This window comes from Longimicrobium sp., from assembly GCF_036399935.1.
Lineage (GTDB): Bacteria > Gemmatimonadota > Gemmatimonadetes > Longimicrobiales > Longimicrobiaceae > Longimicrobium.
On the sequence record NZ_DASWMD010000021.1, the window covers coordinates 267,556 to 285,381 of the forward strand.

Consider the following 17,826-nt stretch of genomic DNA (forward strand, 5'->3'; position numbering starts at 1 on the left):
TTCAGTGGCCTCCCTGCTGGGCCGGTTCGTGGCCTTCCTGCGGCGCTGCCTCCGTGGAGCCGTGCGCCACCGGCGGCGCCGAGTGGCCGCCGTTCACCGGCGTGTGGAGGGTCACCTTCTGCAGGTATACGATGGCCGGATGCGTGTTCAGCTCGCCCAGCGCGCGGTAGCCGCGGTTGGTGGTGGCCGCCTTGGCCACCGCGCTGTTCGGATCGGCGATGTTGCCGAAGACGTACACCTCCGTGGGGCAGGTCTGCACGCACGCCGGCACCACCTCGCCGTCGCGCATGGCGCGCCCCTCGGAGCTGGCGGTGCGCTCGGCCTCGTGGATGCGCTGCACGCAGAAGGTGCACTTTTCCATGACCCCCTTTTCGCGCACCGTCACGTCTGGGTTCAGCTGCCAGTTCAGCGGCTCGGCGAACTGGTAGGTGAACCAGTTGAAGACGCGCACCTTCCAGGGGCAGTTGTTGGCGCAGTAGCGCGTGCCCACGCAGCGGTTGTACACCTGCCCGTTCAGGCCGTCGGGGGTGTGGTACGCCGCGTACACGGGGCACACCGGCTCGCAGGGCGCCTGGCCGCAGTGCTGGCAGAGCATGGGCAGGAACCGCACGTCGTCGGTGGCGTCGTCGCGGTACGCCTCTTCCTCGTGGCGGCTGGTGCCGAAGTACCGCTCGATGCGCAGCCAGTGAAGGTCGCGCCCCTTCCGGATCTCCGTGGGCCCCACCATGGGGATGTTGTTCTCGGCGAAGCAGGCCACCACGCACGCCGAGCAGCCGATGCACCGCGCCAGGTCTACCACCATGGCCCAGCGCGTTTCGTTCTCGATGTACTCGCCGTACTCCGTGCCCGCCGGGGGATAGGCCGCCGGGTCGGTCGTCGTCTCTTCCGGGACGAAGCCGCCGGCGCCCTTCAATTGGAAGATCTTCTTTTCCGAGCCCGGGATGTGCCCCGGCCCCTGCTGGTCCATCTGCACCAGCTGGGTGAGCCCCACCGCCTGCGAGATGGCGCGGTCGTGCTGCACGCGCACGCCCTGCTCCACCAGCCCCCGCGGGAACAGCCGGGTGACGTTGCCGCGGCCCGTGGGGTTCAGGCGCACCTTCATGCCGGCGGAGAACAGGGCGCCGGTCGCCGGGTCCAGGCTGGCGCCCAGCAGCTTCATGGGGTTGGCGCCCACGCCCTCGGTGTACTGGCCGAAGCCGGTGTGGCCCAGCCCCATCTGCACGGCCACGGTGTCGCGGACGACGCCCGGGTACACGTAGATGCGGGTGGTGATGGTGCCGTGCGGAGACGTGATCTCCACCTCGTCGCCCTGCGCCAGCTCCAGCCGCTTGGCGGTGTCGGGGTGCAGTTCGGCCCACGACTCCCAGCTCACCTTGGTGACCGGGTCCGGAAGCTCCAGCAGCCAGGGCCGGTTCGCCGTGCGGCCGTCGTAGAAGCGGATGGACGGGTACACCACCAGGTGAAGGCCGTCGGCGTGTCCTTCGTAGCGCGGGGCCTGGAAGGCGACCGCGGCCGGCGCGGGCGTGGCCTGCACCGGGGCGGGCTGCGCGGGCGCGGGCACCGCCGCGGCGGCCGCGGCCGGAGCGGCGGCGGCCGTCGTGCCCGCCGCGGGCTGGGCGGTGAAGCCCAGGGCCTGCGAGGCGTCGCCGCCGCCGGCGAACACGCCGCCGCGCTTGAGCGCCGCTTCCCAGGCGGCCTGCGTGGCGGTGCGGCCCGCCCAGGCGGCGCGCAGGTAGTCCAGCCAGGTCTGGCCGGCGAAGCCCGCGGTGGGCGTGACGCCCAGCACGCGGGAAATGTTCAGCAGGATGTCGCCGACCGCGCGGGTGTTGAAGATGGGCCGCATGGCGGGCTGCACCAGCTCGAACACGCCCGGCTGGGGCGTGTAGTCGTCCCACCGCTCCAGGAAGTGGCTCTGCGGCAGGAAGTGCGTCGCCAGCGACGACGTCTCGTCCGGGAACGGGCTGAAGCTGACGCGCGTGGGCACCTTCTTCAGCGCCTCGGCGAACTTCAGCCCGCCGGGCAGGGTGTACGCGGGGTCGTTGCCGTCGATCAGGATCACCTGCACCTGGCCGGCGTTCATCGCCTGGATCAGCTGCACGATGGGCCGGGCGTCCGCCGCGGCGGGCGTGGACGCGCCGCCGCCGTTCAGCCGGTTGACGGCCTGGCGCAGCGCCTCGCCGTTGGGGCCGCGCACGGCGTAGCCGGGCCCGAAGGCCACCTTGCGGCCGGCCTCGCCCCACCACGTGGCCAGCGTCTGCAGCGCCGTGGCGCGGCGCTGGGCCGTTTCGGCGCCGCCGTTCTCGGGGCCGATCTGCTGGGCCACCTGGGCCAGGTTGGCGCCGCCCGCCAGCGCCTGGGCCACCAGGGCCTCGGTGCCGGGGCGGGTTTCGATCCACAGGTCGGCGTTGATGCCGGTGAGCGGGCGGTGCGGGCCCACCCACACGAAGCGGCCGCGGCGGCCGTCGCGATAGCCGTGCTGCTGCGCGAACTGGAAGGCGTAGTCGACGGGCGACCCCCAGGTTTCCAGGAAGTCGGCGCCGAACGACACCAGCAGCTCCGCGTCGGCGAAGTCCAGCCCGCGCGGGGTGTCTTCCAGCGGGGCCCAGTCCACCCGCCGCGCGCCGATGGCGGCGGCGAAGTCGGTGGCCAGGCGGTCCATGGTCCCGCGGTAGCCCGGCGTCAGGTACACCACGCTGCCCCGGGGCGCGCGGCGGATGGCCTCGGCCACGGAGCGCTCGGCCTGCGCCCAGGTGGTGCCGCGCGGCTGCCCCTCGCCGAACTCCATGATCTGCGGCCCGCGGAAGCGGTCCGGATGATAGAGCCCCTGCGGCGCGGCCTGGCCGCGCGGGCACAGGTTGCCGTGGCTGATGGGGTGGTCGGGGTTGCCCTCGAGCTTGGTGACCCGCCCCTCGTGCGTTTCCACGTGCACGCCGCACCCGGCCGGGCATTCACGGCAGGTGCTGGTGTACCAGGTGGGCACGCCGGGAACGATCTCCTCGGGGGGCACCACGTACGGGATCAGCTTTTCGACCTCGCCGGTGGAGCACCCCACCGTGGCCGTCGCCGCTCCCGATGCGCCGAGCACCTTGAGAAAGGTGCGTCTCTTCATTCCGTCAGACATGCCGTCTCCTCAGCAATCCTTCTCGCATTCCGGCGCTCAGTAGTGGCAGACCACGCAGTCCGTGGACGCGCGCTGGTTGGGATAGGTGGCCGTAAGCCCGCGCACGTCGCCGCCCGACTCCCGCATCGCGTTGACCTTGCGGACGAAGGACGAGCGGGCCTTCACCGACGCTTCTTCCGCGGGCGACAGCGGCATTTCGCCCCGGTGGCACTCGATGCACCAGCCCATGCGCAGCGACGAGGCCTGGAAGACTTCCTTCATCTCTTCGACCTTGCCGTGGCACGTCTGGCACTGCAGCCCGGCGTTCACGTGCGAGTAGTGCGGGAACTTGGCGTGCTCCGGGATCTTGTGGATGCGCACCCAGGGAATCCCTTCGCCGCGGCGCCAGTAGTCCACCAGCTTCTGCCCCTCGTTGTACCAGGTGCTGTCGTTGCCCTTGACCTTGGGGAACGCCAGCTGGGCCTGGCCGCGCAGCGAGGTGGGCGCCGAGCTGGCCGGAACGTGGCACCCCACGCACAGCTGCACGCTGGGGATGCCCGCGTCCACCGAGCGGTCGGCGGTGTAGTGGCAGTACATGCACGGGATCTTGTTGTCGCCCGCGTGCACGTTGTGGTAGAACGCGATGGGCTGCTTGGGCGCATCCGGCGGCGAGTAGTCGCGGCACGAGGCCGCGGCCGCCACGGAGAGCAGCGCCATCGCCGCGATGCGAAGGACCTTTGTCATTCGTCTGCCTGAACGGAGAATACCATTGGGCCGCGTACACCCGGGCGCCCGGTCATGCGCCCGCCTGCACGCGGCTTTTCACCTGCCTCCGGACCCTGCCCGCGCCCGGCCGCTCTGTCGAGCCACCCCATATAACACCCACCCCGCACTCCGGCAATATCGGGCCGGTGACTACGCCGTGTAGTCGTTTTCCCTACACCGCCGCATGTCGTTGCGGCGGAGCCACTTGCAAAACGGCCGCTCCCGTCAGCGCGCGACGCGGCGGTGCTCCACCATCAGGCAGCGGTCCTGCACCACCTTGATGCCGGCCTCGGCGAACCGCTGCGCCGCCTGCTCGTGGCGGATGCCGCTCTGCATCCAGACGGCCTTCGGCTTGGCAGCGAGGATGTCGTCCACGTGCGGTGCTACGTCCTCCGACCGGCGGAAGACGTTCACCATGTCGACCGGGCCGGGGACGTCGGCCACGCGGCGGTAGACGGGCTTGCCCAGGATGCGGGTGGCGTCGGGGTAGTAGACGGGCACGGGGACCACGTCGAGCCCGGCGTTGTGCAGGTACTCGGGAACGTAGAAGGCGGGCTGGCCGGCCTGCGCCTCGGTCTTGATGCCGAGCACCGCGATGCGCCTGGTGTCGCGCAGGAGCTGCGCGATGCCGTCGCTGGTGGTGACCAGGTTCTGGCGCCAGTCTGATTCCATGTGTGGCTCCCGGGTAAGGTGGTCGCGAGGGGGACAGGTTACGGTGCGAAGGCGGAACGGGAAAGGCCTGAATCCCGGCCCCGACACCGCGGGAGCGGGTGAACCCGCGGCTGGGAAAGCGGAAAGCCCCGACTCGGGCCGCTGTCGCGTCCCGCTCGGGGCTTCACCCGCACGCACGCCGCACCTGCCGACGCGCGCGATGTCATCCCGATGGAGCGACCCCGGTGAACCCTCCCGCACACCGAAGACGGCAGCGACAGAGGGATCCGCCACACACCGCGCGATCACACTCCCAAGCAGCGGCCTCACCCGACCCAGGCTTTGCCGTTGCGTGTACGAACGCGGTGTACCGGCGGAACTGCCTCGGCCCGGGTGGATGCGAGCCGCGGCACACGGGGCGGAGTATGTGGCGGATCCCTCAGTCGCTGCGGAGTACGGCGTATCGGCAGGTTCGGCCTGGCCGCTCCATCGGGATGACATCGCACGCGGCTCAAGGGTGGGCGAGAGGCGACAGCCCGCACCCGTCGAAGCGCGATCGAATTCTCCCCTCTCCGCATGCGCAGCATGCGGGGAGGGGCCGGGGGAGGGGCCCACCCGAGGCATGCGCCAAAACCCGCGAAACGCTCCATCGCGAGTGTGCGGCGCCCTCGCCAGCGCGGGCCCTGATCGAAACGCCCCACCTAACCCGAACAAACTCCGAACCAATCACCCCGCTCGGTGTATCCGCCAGCCACATCGTACCTGGAACCGCGCGGCTGGCGCTTTCCGCCGCGGACACGCACTTTCGGCGTCCCGACCTTCGCGAAGACATCCGCCCCCCGCGGCGGCTCAACCGGCCCATGGCGATCCTCACCCCCACGCAGCGCGACCGCGTAGTCCCGCGGCTGATCGAGCAGGAGATGCGCGAGTCGTTCATCGACTACTCGATGAGCGTCATCGTGCAGCGCGCGCTTCCCGACGTGCGCGACGGCCTGAAGCCGGTGCACCGCCGCATCCTGTACGCCATGCACGAGGCGGGGCTCACCCCCACCCGTCCGTACAAGAAGGCGGCGACCGTGGTGGGCGACGTGCTGGGCAAGTACCACCCGCACGGCGACGCCTCGGTCTACGACGCCCTCGTGCGGATGGTGCAGGACTTTTCCCTGCGCTATCCCCTTATCGACGGGCAGGGCAACTTCGGGTCGATCGACGGCGACGCGGCGGCGGCGTACCGCTACACCGAGGCGCGCCTTTCCCCCATCGCCGGCGAGCTGCTGGCCGACATCGACCGCGACACCGTCGACTTCGCCCCCAACTACGACGACCGCCTCACCGAGCCGCGGGTCCTTCCCTCGCGCGTGCCCAACCTGCTGGTCAACGGCTCCAGCGGCATCGCCGTGGGGATGAGCACCAACATCCCGCCCCACAACATCGGCGAGGTGGTGCGCGCGGCGGTGCACCTGCTGGACCACCCGGAGTGCGACGTCGACGACCTGATGCGCCACCTGCCGGGACCGGACTTTCCCACCGGCGGGCTGATCGTGGGCACGCAGGGCATCCGCGACGCGTACGCAAAGGGACGCGGCCGGGTGGTGATGCGGGCGCGGGTGTACAAGGAGTCGCGCCGCAGCGGCAAGGAGCAGCTGGTCGTCACCGAAATCCCCTACGGCACCAACAAGTCGCGCATCCTGGAGCAGATCGCCGAGCTGGCGCGCGGCGGCAAGCTGGCCGACATCAGCGACCTTCGCGACGAGTCCGACCGCGACGGCATCCGCATCGTCATCGAGCTCAAGCGCGGCGCCGACGGGGCGAAGATCCTGGCGGGGCTCTACAAGTGGACGGCGCTGCAGACCACCTTCGGCGTGATCGCCCTGGCGCTGGACAAGGGCGTGCCACGCGAGTTCACGCTGAAGGAGATGCTGGAGCGCTTTCGCGACCACCGCGTGCAGGTGGTCGTCCGGCGCTCGCGGTGGGAGCTGGACAAGGCGCGCGACGAAGCCCACGTCCTGGAAGGGCTGATCGCCGCGCTCAAGCGCATCGACGAGGTGATCGCCATCATCCGCGGCTCCCGCAACCGTGAGACGGCGGCGCGAAAGCTGGAAACGGCGCTGAAGCTCAGCGAGCGGCAGTCCGAGGCCATCCTGAACATGCGCCTTTCCCGGCTGACGCAGCTGGAGTCGCGCGAGCTGCGCGAGCGCCTGGCCGAGTTGGCGACGCGCATCCGCGAGCTCGAGGCGCTGCTGGCCAGCCCCGAGCAGCAGATCGCCGTCATCCGCGCCGAGCTGGAGGAGATGGCCGTCACCTACGGCGACGCGCGGCGCACCACCATCTTCGAAAGCGAAAAGACGGTCACGCTGCAGGACATGCTGGCCGCCGAAGAGGTGGTGGTCACCGTCACGCGCGAGGGCTTCGTCAAGCAGATTCCCATGCCCGTGTACCAGCGCGCGGCGAGCACGGGGCGGGCGCTGATCGGCTCCGAGTACGAGTCCGACTACCTGGAGCGGGTGCTGGTGGCCAGCACCGAAGACACGCTTCTCGTCTTTTCCACCGATGGGCGGGCGTACGCGCTGGACGTGCGCGACCTTCCCGATCCCGAGCTGCGCGCGCGCGGCAAGCGGCTCCACCAGCTGCTGGAGCTGGGCAAGGGCGTGGAGATCGCCTCGGTGCAGCGGGTGAAGGAGTTCTCGGCGGAGCGGGCGGCGCTGTTCGCCACGGCGGGCGGAACCATCAAGCGCACGTCGCTGGACCAGTTCGGCCGCATCCGCGCTGGCGGGGTGGAGGCCATCACCCTGCGCCAGGGCGACCGGCTGAAGTTCGTGGCGGTGACGGACGGGGAGATGGAGGTGGTGCTCGCCGGGTCCGGGGGCCGCGCCATCCGCTTCGCCGAGGCCGACGTGCCGCTGGTGGGGCGCGCCACGCAGGGGGTGCGCGGGATGAAGCTGGACGCGCGCGAGACGCTGGCATCCATGGTGGCCGTGAAGCCGGATGCCGAGCTGTGCGCGGTGACCGCCCGCGGCCAGGGAAAGCGCTTCCTGGCGGACGACCTTCCGCTGCAGAAGCGCGACGGCAAGGGCTCCGTGCTGTCTCCCACCGGCAAGGAGTTCGGTGACCTGGTGGCGGTGCTGGCACTGCAGGGAGACCTGAACGCCCTGCTGGCGTCGGGCGAGGGGCGGCGCATCCGCCGCGACGGCATCCCCGCCCTGCCCCGCGAGGCCGCACCGGAGCCGGTGCTGGAGCTGGCGAAGTCGGAGCGCATCGTCATGGTAACGCCCCTGGCGGAGCGCGATACCGCCACCCCGCCGGACGGCGGTGAGGACGTTCCGCCCGATCCCGACACGAACGGTCCAGGTCCGTCCGATGACGGCTCGGATCCGCCGGAGGCCGTGGCACTCGATGCCGCCGATCCGTCCGTCGCCGCGGAGTTGGATGACGCCGCTACTTCGGAAAACGACGATCCGCGGATGGATACGTCGCTGCCGGAGGACGGCGCGTCATCCAACGATGGCGCACCCTCGACGGAGGACGGGCGATCGGTGGATGTGGATCTCCCGGACGCAGCGGGCGACGCGCCCGCTGAGGCTGCGTCGGAGGCGGTAAGCGAGGTCGAGCTGTTCGTGGACGGCGGAGAGCCCGCGATGGCTGCCGACGAGATGATCATCGAAGATCCGATCATCGAGCCCCGGCGCCCCCGCCGCGCCCGTGGACCGCGCGGCGAGCCCGCCGCCGCCGCGCCTGCCGCCGTCGAAGAGCCTCGTGCGCCGGATCCCGCGCCCGAACCGACGCCCGCGCCAACGCCGGCGCCGGCGGCGAAGCGTGCGAGGAAGCCCGCGCGGGCCTCCGCGCCGGAGCCTGCGCCTCCCCCCGCACCCGCGCCGGACCCGACGCCGCTACCCGCGGAGGCGACCGCACCCAAGCCGCGGCGCGGGAAGAAAGCGGCGGAGGCTCCCGTACCCGAACCGGAGCCGGAGTTGGAGGCGGACGTCCCCGCGAAGAAGAAACGCGGGAAGAAGCAGGAGGACACCCCGGAATTGGACTTGTTCGCATAGACCCGAGGGGCCCTCACGCGTCCGCGCTGACACGCGGCCACCCTCTCCCACGAACGTGGTTGCGGCGAAACGATCTGTCATCCTGAGGCCCAGGCGCGCTGTGCCTGCCCGCACGCCGCACCGCGCGGGCCGCAGGATCTAGCCCGGGGCACGTACAAGCCTGGGCGCGGAAGCGGTCACTGTAGCCGAGGCCCCGGCTGCCGTGGAGCCCTCACCCGGCCGCGCTGACACGCGTGCCACCCTCTCCCACAAACAGCGTGGGAGAGGGGGTACACCCACGTGCGATGAGGCGTCGATCAGGCGCCTCGCCCGGCAGCGGCCCTCACGTGCAGGTGAAGCCCCGAGCGGGACGCGACAGCGGCCCGAGTCGGGGCTTTCCGCTTTTCGAGCGGCGGGTTTACGAGCTCAAAGGACGGCGCACTCCGCGGCTCGCGTGCGCTTCGATCATTGTGTGGCGGATCCCTCGTCGCTGCTATGTGCGGCGTACGGGCAAGTTCGACGGGGCCGCTTCCTCGGGATGACAGATGCGCTTCGGCATGTGCGGCGCGCGTGCAGGTGAAGCCCCGAGCGGGACGCGACAGCGGCCCGAGTCGGGGCTTTCCGCTGTCCCAGCGGCGGGTTTACCCGCTCAAGGAGCCCGGGTGAAATCCGAGGCTCGCGTGCGCTTCGATCATTGTGTGGCGGATCCCTCAGTCGCTGCGGTCTGTCGTTCAGGCGTCTCGGTTGGCCGGGGCCGCTCCATCGGGATGACAATCGCGCGTCGGCAGGTGCGGCGGGCGTGCAGGTGAAGCCTCACTGCGGCTTTCCGCCCTTGCTGCCGCGGGTTCACCCGCCCCCGCGAACCGAGGCGTGCACCGTCCCGTGGGTGCCGCTTCCGCCGCGGCGATGGTACATTGCCCGCTCACCCGCGACCGATCCAGATGTTCACGACCGAAACCGATGCCGCCGCGCAGCTTGCGGCCGACGCCGAGGCCCTGCGCACCGCCGGGCACGACCTGATCGACCGCATGGCCGACTACCTGGCCGGCATCGAGTCGCGCCCGGTATCCACCCCGCTCTCCCCCGCCGAGCTGGAGCGCCGCTTCGACGAGCCGCTTCCGCGCGAGGGGCGCCCCGCTAACGAGGTGTGGGACGAGGTGTGGCGCGACGTGGTGGGCAACGCCATCCACTTCGCCCATCCCATGTACATGGGCCATCAGATCGCCCCGCCGCTTCCCCACGCCGTGCTGGCCGACACGCTGGCCAGCCTTCTCAACCAGTCGCTGGCCGTGTGGGAGATGTCGCCCACGGGCACGCTGGTGGAAGAGCGCGTGGTGCGCTGGCTGGCCGACGCGCTCGGATTCCCTGCCTCCTCCGCGGGAACGCTGGTGTCGGGCGGCAGCGTGGCCAACCTCACCGGCCTGCTCGCCGCCCGCGAGGCGCGCTTTCCCGGCTGCTGGACGGAGGGCGTGGCCCGCACTCCGGAGGCGGAGCGCGCGGTGCTGCTCGTCTCCGAGCACTCGCACTACTCGGTGGAGCGCACGGCCGGGCTGATGGGGCTGGGCAGCCAGTCCGTCATGGGCGTGGGCGAGCGCGACGGCAAGATGTGCCCGACGGAGCTGGAACGGGCGATCGACGCCCTGCGCCGCGAGGGGCGCATCCCCTTCGCCGTCTCCGCCACGGCCGGCGCGACGGCGATGGGCCTCTTCGACCCGCTGGACCAGATCGCCGACGTCTGCCAGCGCACGGGCGTGTGGATGCACGTGGACGGCGCGCACGGCGCCTCCTTCGTGATGTCGGACGCGCTCCGCCACCTGGTGCACGGCATCGAGCGGGCGGACTCCGTGGCCTGGGACCCCCACAAGATGCTATGGATGCCCATGTCTACCGGGGCCGTGCTGGTGCGCGACGGCAGGCACCTGGAGGCCGCGTTCCGCCAGAAGGCGCCCTACCTCTTCCACACCCGCCCCGGCGAGGACCGCTGCCGCGACGCGGGACGGATGACGCTGCAGTGCACGCGGCGCTTCGACGCGCTGAAGCTGTGGGTGGCGCTGCGCCACTACGGCACCGGCCACTTCGCCGGCCTGCTGGAGCGCACCACGGCCACCGCGCGCTCCCTGCAGGACAAGCTGGCCGCCGCCCCGGACTTCGAGCCCATGCACGCGGTGGAAAGCAACATCCTCTGCTTCCGCCACCTGCCGGAATCCGTCCGCGCGATGGCGGACGAAGAGGTCGACGCGTTCCAGGCCGAGCTCCGCGCCCGGCTGAACGCGTCGGGCCGGGGATGGATCACCACGACGGTGCTCAACGAACGGCGCGTGCTGCGTGTCACTCTCATGAACCCCGCACCGGCGAAGAGCACCTGGACCGGCTGATGGGGGAGCTCCGGGAGATCGGCCGGGAGGTCGCGGGCACGTGAGCCGTTGCGGGACCGCTGTTTCCCGCATGGCCGGGTGGTTGCGGCCCCTGGCACCGCAAAGAAAAATGAATCCCCCCGGGGCTCTCGCGGCGTATTCCTCCTGAGCATCAGGGTATCGCACACAAGGGAACAATGGTCGGCCAGGAGGTAGTGGCGCGAGGCGTGCGAAGGGAACCGCGACCTATCCGGTGGCGCGGTACCCGAGCAGGCACTCCCATGAGCACAGTTCAACCCCCGCGCAGGCCGGCGAGCGAATCGTCCGCTCGCCCGCTGCACCTCGTCGCCTCGGAAGGCGGCGAGGACCTGCGCCTCATGGAGCGTATTTGCCAGCGCGACGAGGCCGCATTCGCGGCGGTGTACGACCGCTGGTCGGACCGGGTGTACGCCGTGGCCTTTCACCTGGTGGGCAACCGCGACGACGCCGAAGAGGTCGTGGAAAAGACGTTCAGCCAGGTGTGGGCCGAGGCCGCCCGCTATCATGCCGGACGGGGCTCGGTGGAGGCGTGGATCATCCTGATGGCCCGCAGCCGCTCGCTGGACCGGCTTCGGCTGCTCAAGTCGCGGATGAAGCGCGAGGAGCGGCTGGACGAGCGGGCCGCGGGCGAGCTCGCGGGCGACGGCGAGTCCCCCCTGCAGGGCGCCGCCGCGGGCGAACGCCGCGACATCGTGGACCGCGCCGTGTCACGGCTTCCCGGCGACCAGCAGCGGGTGGTGCGGATGACCTTCTTCGAGGGCCTTACGCAGCGGGAGATCGCGCACGAGCTGGGCGTTCCGCTGGGAACGGTCAAGACGCGCACGCGCCTGGCCTTTCCCAAGCTGCGCGCCCTGCTCTCCGGCCTGCGGGAGCCGGGATGATCACGGAAAACGATCACGCCCGGTGGCGCGCGGCGATGGATGCCGGTGCCCCCGAGGCCCTGTCGGACGACGAGCTGGAGGGGATGCTGGCGCACGCGGACGAATGCGCCGACTGCGCGCCCGCCCTCCGCGACTTCGCCGCCCGGGCGCTCGCGGCCCAGGCCCCCGCCGTGCGGATGGAGCCCGCGCGCGCCGCGGACGTCCGCCGGCGGGTGCTCGTGGCGGCGGCTCGCCCGTCCACCGCGCCGCGCAAGCGGAGGCCCGGGTACGCGGCCGCCTATCCGGGAGGATGGATGGCCGCGGCCGCGCTCGTGGTCGCCCTGCTGACGCACCATGCCTTCCACGAGCCGCTGGAGGCGGGCTGGTTCGCCGCCGCGCTCTTCGCGCTGCTGGCGCTGGGGCTGGGGTACTACGCCATGCAGCAGCGCCGCCGCATGGAAGACCTTCAGCACCAGCTGGACGCCGCCTCCGACACGTCAGACGGGCGACGGGCCTGACCACTGGGAACGAACGGCGAGAGGGGCGGACCAGCGTGATGCCGGTCCGCCCCTCTCTCGTCCGTGGACCTGGAACGGCGGCTAGTTCCGGTTTCCCAGCACCGCGATGTCGCGGGAGCGCAGGGTGCGGCCGCTGCCCAGCAGGCCCATCACCCGCTCGCCGCCCGGCTGGTAGCGCAGCGTGGTGGCGCGCATGCCCAGCAGCAGGTTCACCGTCACCAGCGTTCCCGGCACCTCCGTCCCCTCGAGCATGGACGCCAGCTGGGCCGCGGTGTTCTCCTGGAAGTTGCGGGCGACGATCACCAGCGCGTCGGGCATCTCGTCCACGGCGGCGGCCACGGCCTTGGCCGCGTCGCCCCCCAGCGTGAACTGCACCTGCGGATACGCCAGCACCACGCCCTGCCGCTCGCCGTGCCCGAAGCGCACGCACTCCTCGGGGCCCAGCGAACCCAGCGCCGCGGCGCCCGTCATGTCCTCCATCACCCTCCCGATGCGCTGGCGGAACTCGCCGGCGGCGGTGGGGCCGCGGAACGACAGGCTGCGCAGCGCCTCGCCGAAGTAGCGGTCGGCGTCGAAGTGGCGGTAGCAGGGGAGCAGGCGGGCCGCGGTGGGCCGGTCCACCCATCCCGTGGCGGCCAGCGCGTCCACCAGCGCCTCCCCCTCCAGGTGCGGGTCGCGCGCCGCCACCCAGCGCAGCGCGTGCTCCATCCGCGTGCTCTCGTCGCCGATGGGGTTTACGCCGGACGGGGGTGTGAACAGGACTTCGTTGAGCGGCTTGCCGAACCAGATCATCGGGGATCGACCACTTCGGTTGAGCGGAACGGGACTGCTGTGACGATGACGGAACCGGCCCCGCGCGTCAAGGCGCGGCGCGGGAGCTTGACACCCTGTACCCGCCAGCCATCTTGTCGGTTCACCGAACGCGTACCCGCACCCGGACCACAGCCGTGCACCGACTTGCCCTGCCCACCGCCCTGCTGGCGCTGGCCGCCTGCGAGGTCAACCAGACCCCGGCGCGGGTGCTGAACCCGCGCGACCCCAGCGCCGTGGAGCAGCGCGACGCCGAGCAGGAGATCGCGGCGCGCGTGGGGGCCTTTCGCGAGGCGCTGCTGCGCGGCGACCGCGGCGGCGCCGTCGATGCGCTGGCGCCGGTGGGGACGGCGCACGTGATGGGGCCGCGGGCCAACGACGGGCGCGCCCTGCTGGGCCCCCACGGGCTGCGCGCCACCCTCGACGCCCTGGCGCTGCCCACGGGGGCCGTGGCGCGCACCCCGGACCTGCACGTGGAAGCCGATGCCCAGGACGGCACCGGCTGGTTCGCCACCCACCTGGAGCTGTTCCCCGTGGCGCAGGGGGGCCAGGTGGAGCGGCTGCGGGTGTCGGGGGTGTTCGCGCGGCAGGAGGGGACGTGGCGTCTGATCGAGATGCACCTGTCGCGTCCCGAGGCCCCGCCCGCCCCCGCCCCTGCGCCCGCAGCCGACACTACGGCTGCGGTGCCGCCGGCAGCGAGTCCAGCTTCGGGCGCAGCGCCTCGGGAAGACGGATGACGGGGGCCTCCGGGCTCCAGTCCACCGGCCGGGTCATGGGCGCGTAGTCCTCGCCCGGCTGAAAGCCCAGCGGCTCCGCCAGCGCGGCGGCCAGCTGCGCGTCGGTGATCCGCTCGTCGCCGTGCATCAGCCGCAGCACCTCGTTGCGGCGCGCGCCCACCGGGCCGGGCGCCGCCTCGGGGTCCAGCACCCGCGGCGGAAGGAGGATGCCGGCCAGGGTGGCCGCCTCGCCCAGCGTCAGCCGCCGCACGTCCTTTCCGAAGTATTCCATGGCCGCGTGGTGCACCCCGAAGAGCGGCCAGCTTTCCGTCCGTCCCAGGTACACCCGGTTCAGGTACAATTCCAGCCGGCGCCGGGGCGAGCGCTCGGCCTCCAGGAGCTGCGCCATCGCCACCTCGCTGGCCTGGCCGCGCACCCCGGGCTCCAGCTGGTGCACCTGCCGAACCAGGTCGCGCGCCAGCGAGGGGCGCTGCCGGCGCAGGTAGCCGGGCTGGCGCAGCGTGGAGGTGGTGTCGACCACCGTCAGGAACGCCTCGCGCACGTGGGGCGGAAGCTGGGTCAGCGGCACCCAGTCGGGGCGCCGCCGAGCCTGCGCTTCCTGCCGCAGCAGCCCGGCGCCCAGCTGCATGTGTGCCCACACCATGTAGGCGCCCAGCCCCGCGATCAGCAGCACCCCCACCACCGCCAGGCCGATCAGCGAGTCGCGGTACCGGCCGCCCAGCCGCTTTTCCTCCGGCTGCTTGGTCCACCTGCCCGTGCGCGGCGCGCCTCCGAGCTTCTGTCCTTTTCCGGGCTTGGCCACCGAAGTACTTGGAGTACGGAGTAAACGTGCGCTCGATTGGTCCGGCCCCACGCGCCGGCCGGCGCCCGCGGGCGGGCAAGAAGCATTCCCGGCCCCGGCAAGTGGCGGCGCGCCAAGGGCTTTGGGCGGTTGCATCCCGGGCCCCGTTCCGTTAGCGTTCAGGCTGCCGGAGCAGACGCTCGCGGCCGCCCGGAACCGCGCACCGACCGATGGAGCAAACCTACTTCCGCCGCGGGTTCGGCCTCAAGAAAGAGGTCGCCCCCCTCATCCGCTCCGAGTACCACAGCACCCTCGTGGAGCGCATCCGCGCCCGCGGGTACCGCGAAACCTGGGGCGAGGGAAGCCGGCAGGTGACGGTGCGGCTGGCGGAGGAGTTCGGGTTCTGCTACGGCGTGGACCGGGCCGTGGAGTACGCCTACGAGACGCGCGCCCAGTTTCCCGGGCGCCGCATCTTCCTGCTGGGCGAGATCATCCACAACCCGCACGTGAACCGCCGCCTGACGGAGATGGGCGTGGTGTTCCTGCATCCCGACGAGCAGGGCGCCTTCGACTTCGCCGGGCTGGTCCCCGACGACGTGGTGATCCTTCCCGCCTTCGGCGCCACGGTGGCCGACTTCCGGCGGCTGCAGGCCGTGGGCTGCATCCTGGTCGACACCACCTGCGGCAGCGTGCTGAACGTGTGGAAGCGGGTGGAGCAGTACGCCCGCGACGGCTTCACGGCGCTCATCCACGGCAAGTACCTGCACGAGGAAACGCGGGCCACGGCCAGCCAGGCGCTCAAGTACCCCGAGGGGCGCTTCCTGATCGTGCGCGACATGCCCGAGGCGCGGCGGGTGATGGACTACATCGAGCAGGCCCCCGGCGCCATGACCCGCGCCGAGTTCCTGGAGCACTTCACCCCCAAGGCGTCGGCGGGGTTCGACCCCGACCTTCACCTGCGGCGCATCGGGGTGGCCAACCAGACGACCATGCTTTCGGGCGAGTCGCTGGACATCGCCGCCGAGGTGGGCAGGTCGCTGGCCAGGCGCTACGGCGGCGAGCCGGGGTTCGACCCGTCGCAGCACTTCCGCTCGTTCGACACCATCTGCTCGGCCACGCAGGAGCGGCAGGACGCCGTTCACCAGCTGGTGGACGGCCCCGACGGCCCGCCGGACGTGATGGTGGTCATCGGCGGCTACAACTCGTCGAACACGCACCACCTGGCCGTGCTCTGCGCCCAGCACACCGTCACCTTCCACGTGGCCGACGCCTCGTGCATCGACCCCGAGGCGGGCACCATCCGCTTCAAGCCGGCCGGCACCCCGCTGGACGCGCCGGAAGTGGTCGCCGAGGACTGGCTCCCCCCCGGGCCGCTGACGGTGGGGCTCACCGCCGGCGCATCCACCCCCAACAACAAGATCGGCGAGGCGGTGGAGCGGCTGCTGCGCACCCGCGGCCTGGCCGTGGACGACGTTCCCGAGCCCGCGGCGGCGTAGCGTACGCACGCTGGCGCAATCTGAGCGTCAGGCGGAGACGGAAGAGGCGGCCTCGGCGGCCGTGGGTGCGAACTCGTCGTACAGCGCCAGGAAGATCTGGAACAGCTCCGGGTCGAACGAGCCCTGGTCGTCGCGCATGATGCCCAGGGCCTGCTCCGGGGTGAGCGGCGCGCGGTAGCTGCGGGCGGTGGTCAGGGCGTCGAACACGTCGGCCAGGCGCAGGATGCGGGCGGACCGGGGGATGGCCTCCGCCGCCAGCTGGTCGGGGTAGCCCCGGCCGTCCCAGCGCTCGTGGTGGCTCCGCACCATCGGGCGGATGTCCCACGGAAACTCCACCGGCGCCAGCATCTCGTCGCCGATGACGGTGTGCCGCTCCATCGTCGCCCGTTCCTCGTCGGTCAGCCTTCCCGGCTTGTTCAGGATCTCCTCGGGCACCTCGGTCTTCCCCACGTCATGGAGGAAGGCCCCCATCCGGAACCAGGTCAGCTCGCGGTCCGTCATCCCCGCCCGCTCGGCGATGCGGCAGGCGTAGTCGGCCACGCGGGCGCAGTGGCCCAGAGTGTAGCGGTCCTTGGCCTCGATGGATTCGCCCCAGAAGCGCACCAGCGACAGGAACTCCTCTTCCAGCTCCGAGACGCGGCTGTCGATGTCGGCCAGGTCCGGCCGCGCCTGCAGGCTGGTGAACAGCGCGTGCGAACGGTTGAGCGCCTCCAGCGCCTGCCGGTTGCGCCCCTGCTGCCGAAGCACGCGGGCCATCTCGCGCTGAACCTCGGCCTCCAGCAGGGGGCTGGTGTCGCGCGTGATGCCGATGGCGCGCTGAAGGTGGATGGTGGCCAGGTGAAGCTTCCCGCTCTCGCGGTAGATCACCCCGTAGAACTTGAGCGCTTCTGCCTGCCGCTGCTCGTCGTTCAGCCGGCTGAAGATTTCGAACCCCTCGTCGCACGCTTCGCGGGCCCGGACCCGCTCGCCCCGGGCCAGGAACAGCTCGGCCCGGTTGATGTGGACGACGCCGGCGTGGACGATGTCGCCCACCTCCTCGCAGATCCGCAGCGCACGGGTAAAGTACTCGTCGGCCTGGTCCAGGCGCCCCATGTCGACGTGCAGCATTCCCAGGTTGTTCAGCGACGACAGGCGCCCCCGGACGGCGTTGGCCTGCTCCAGGTACGAGAGTGCGGTCTGGTACCGCTGGAGCGCCTCGTCCAGGTCTCCCCGAATGTTGGCGAGGATCCCCAGGTTCTGCTCGGTGTCGCCCACCAGCACCAGGGTGCCGCTCTCGCGCCCCAGCAGGTTGGCTTGCTGGTACAGCTCGGCGGCCCGCACCAGTTCGCCGGCGTCCTGGGCCAGCACGCCCAGGCCGTTGAGTGCGCGCCCGGCGATGGCGGCATTCCCATGCATCTCGCCCAGGGTCAGGGCGAGCTCCAGTACCTCCTGCGCCAGCTCGCGCTGGCCAGAAAGGCGGTGGCAGTGCCCCAGGCGCACCACCGACTCCAGCAGCGCGGGGGCATCACCCGCGTCCAGGCTGGCCTGGTACGCGGATTCGAACGTGTGGAACGCCTCGGTCCACGAGCCGGCGCGTTCGTGCGCCGTCGCGCGATCGAGCAGGGTGTCGAGATTGGCTGTCACCGGTCGTGAGGCAGGCCGAAAAGAAGTGGGGGACGGCACCAGCCGTCCCCCATGACGCACGCTGGAG

Annotated in this window: 12 protein-coding genes; 6 read left to right on the forward strand and 6 right to left on the reverse strand. The window is 71.5% G+C overall.

The annotated features are described in order from the left end of the window. Position 1 precedes the first annotated feature (1 nt). The 3 genes from VGB24_RS07970 to VGB24_RS07980 all read right to left on the reverse strand — a co-directional run bounded on the left by VGB24_RS07970 (position 2) and on the right by VGB24_RS07980 (position 4,537). The gene (locus tag VGB24_RS07970; RefSeq protein WP_331072411.1) at positions 2-3,121 is read right to left on the reverse strand and encodes a molybdopterin dinucleotide binding domain-containing protein; all 3,120 of its coding nucleotides are present in this window, start codon (positions 3,119-3,121) and stop codon (positions 2-4) included. Positions 3,122-3,157: 36 nt separating this feature from the next. Next, on the reverse strand, positions 3,158-3,844 hold the full coding sequence (locus VGB24_RS07975) for a cytochrome c3 family protein (protein ID WP_331072412.1): 687 nt from the start codon (positions 3,842-3,844) through the stop codon (positions 3,158-3,160). Between the two features lie 246 nt (positions 3,845-4,090). Then, positions 4,091-4,537, reverse strand: a complete 447-nt coding sequence (locus tag VGB24_RS07980) for a CoA-binding protein (protein ID WP_331072413.1) — start codon at positions 4,535-4,537, stop codon at positions 4,091-4,093. Between the two features lie 839 nt (positions 4,538-5,376). On the opposite strand from VGB24_RS07980, the gene gyrA reads away from it, so the two are divergent. The 4 genes from gyrA to VGB24_RS08000 all read left to right on the forward strand — a co-directional run bounded on the left by gyrA (position 5,377) and on the right by VGB24_RS08000 (position 12,312). After that, positions 5,377-8,562, forward strand: a complete 3,186-nt coding sequence (gyrA, locus tag VGB24_RS07985; protein ID WP_331072414.1) for a DNA gyrase subunit A — start codon at positions 5,377-5,379, stop codon at positions 8,560-8,562. Positions 8,563-9,482: 920 nt separating this feature from the next. Continuing rightward, on the forward strand, positions 9,483-10,916 hold the full coding sequence (locus VGB24_RS07990) for an aspartate aminotransferase family protein (RefSeq protein ID WP_331072415.1): 1,434 nt from the start codon (positions 9,483-9,485) through the stop codon (positions 10,914-10,916). Positions 10,917-11,176: 260 nt separating this feature from the next. Next, on the forward strand, positions 11,177-11,815 hold the full coding sequence (locus tag VGB24_RS07995) for an RNA polymerase sigma factor (protein WP_331072416.1): 639 nt from the start codon (positions 11,177-11,179) through the stop codon (positions 11,813-11,815). After that, entirely contained in the window at positions 11,812-12,312 is a 501-nt protein-coding gene (locus tag VGB24_RS08000; protein ID WP_331072417.1) for a hypothetical protein, read from the forward strand. The genes VGB24_RS07995 and VGB24_RS08000 overlap by 4 nt, the downstream gene beginning before the upstream one ends. Before the next feature lie 81 nt (positions 12,313-12,393). On the opposite strand, the gene VGB24_RS08005 is transcribed toward VGB24_RS08000, so the two are convergent. Then, positions 12,394-13,104, reverse strand: a complete 711-nt coding sequence (locus VGB24_RS08005; protein ID WP_331072418.1) for a hypothetical protein — start codon at positions 13,102-13,104, stop codon at positions 12,394-12,396. A 155-nt stretch (positions 13,105-13,259) separates the two neighbouring features. On the opposite strand from VGB24_RS08005, the gene VGB24_RS08010 reads away from it, so the two are divergent. After that, on the forward strand, positions 13,260-13,859 hold the full coding sequence (locus VGB24_RS08010; protein WP_331072419.1) for a nuclear transport factor 2 family protein: 600 nt from the start codon (positions 13,260-13,262) through the stop codon (positions 13,857-13,859). On the opposite strand, the gene VGB24_RS08015 is transcribed toward VGB24_RS08010, so the two are convergent. Further along, the gene (locus tag VGB24_RS08015) at positions 13,795-14,661 is read right to left on the reverse strand and encodes a transglycosylase domain-containing protein (protein WP_331072420.1); all 867 of its coding nucleotides are present in this window, start codon (positions 14,659-14,661) and stop codon (positions 13,795-13,797) included. The genes VGB24_RS08010 and VGB24_RS08015 overlap by 65 nt on opposite strands. Before the next feature lie 209 nt (positions 14,662-14,870). Here VGB24_RS08015 and VGB24_RS08020 point away from each other — a divergent pair, with 209 nt between their 5' ends. Beyond that, complete coding sequence (locus tag VGB24_RS08020) at positions 14,871-16,136, forward strand: 4-hydroxy-3-methylbut-2-enyl diphosphate reductase (protein ID WP_331072421.1); 1,266 nt, start codon at positions 14,871-14,873, stop codon at positions 16,134-16,136. A 27-nt stretch (positions 16,137-16,163) separates the two neighbouring features. Here VGB24_RS08020 and VGB24_RS08025 read toward each other — a convergent pair whose 3' ends face one another. Then, on the reverse strand, positions 16,164-17,759 hold the full coding sequence (locus VGB24_RS08025; protein ID WP_331072422.1) for an HD domain-containing phosphohydrolase: 1,596 nt from the start codon (positions 17,757-17,759) through the stop codon (positions 16,164-16,166). Positions 17,760-17,826: the final 67 nt, after the last annotated feature.

Coding starts and splice junctions, on each gene's coding strand:
- VGB24_RS08005 (WP_331072418.1), bottom strand. CDS start 13,104: ATGATCTGGTTCGGCAAGCCGCTCAACGAAGTCCTGTTCACACCCCCG.
- VGB24_RS07995 (WP_331072416.1), top strand. CDS start 11,177: ATGAGCACAGTTCAACCCCCGCGCAGGCCGGCGAGCGAATCGTCCGCT.
- VGB24_RS07990 (WP_331072415.1), top strand. CDS start 9,483: ATGTTCACGACCGAAACCGATGCCGCCGCGCAGCTTGCGGCCGACGCC.
- VGB24_RS07980 (WP_331072413.1), bottom strand. CDS start 4,537: ATGGAATCAGACTGGCGCCAGAACCTGGTCACCACCAGCGACGGCATC.
- VGB24_RS07970 (WP_331072411.1), bottom strand. CDS start 3,121: ATGTCTGACGGAATGAAGAGACGCACCTTTCTCAAGGTGCTCGGCGCA.
- VGB24_RS07975 (WP_331072412.1), bottom strand. CDS start 3,844: ATGACAAAGGTCCTTCGCATCGCGGCGATGGCGCTGCTCTCCGTGGCG.
- gyrA (WP_331072414.1), top strand. CDS start 5,377: ATGGCGATCCTCACCCCCACGCAGCGCGACCGCGTAGTCCCGCGGCTG.
- VGB24_RS08020 (WP_331072421.1), top strand. CDS start 14,871: ATGGAGCAAACCTACTTCCGCCGCGGGTTCGGCCTCAAGAAAGAGGTC.
- VGB24_RS08000 (WP_331072417.1), top strand. CDS start 11,812: ATGATCACGGAAAACGATCACGCCCGGTGGCGCGCGGCGATGGATGCC.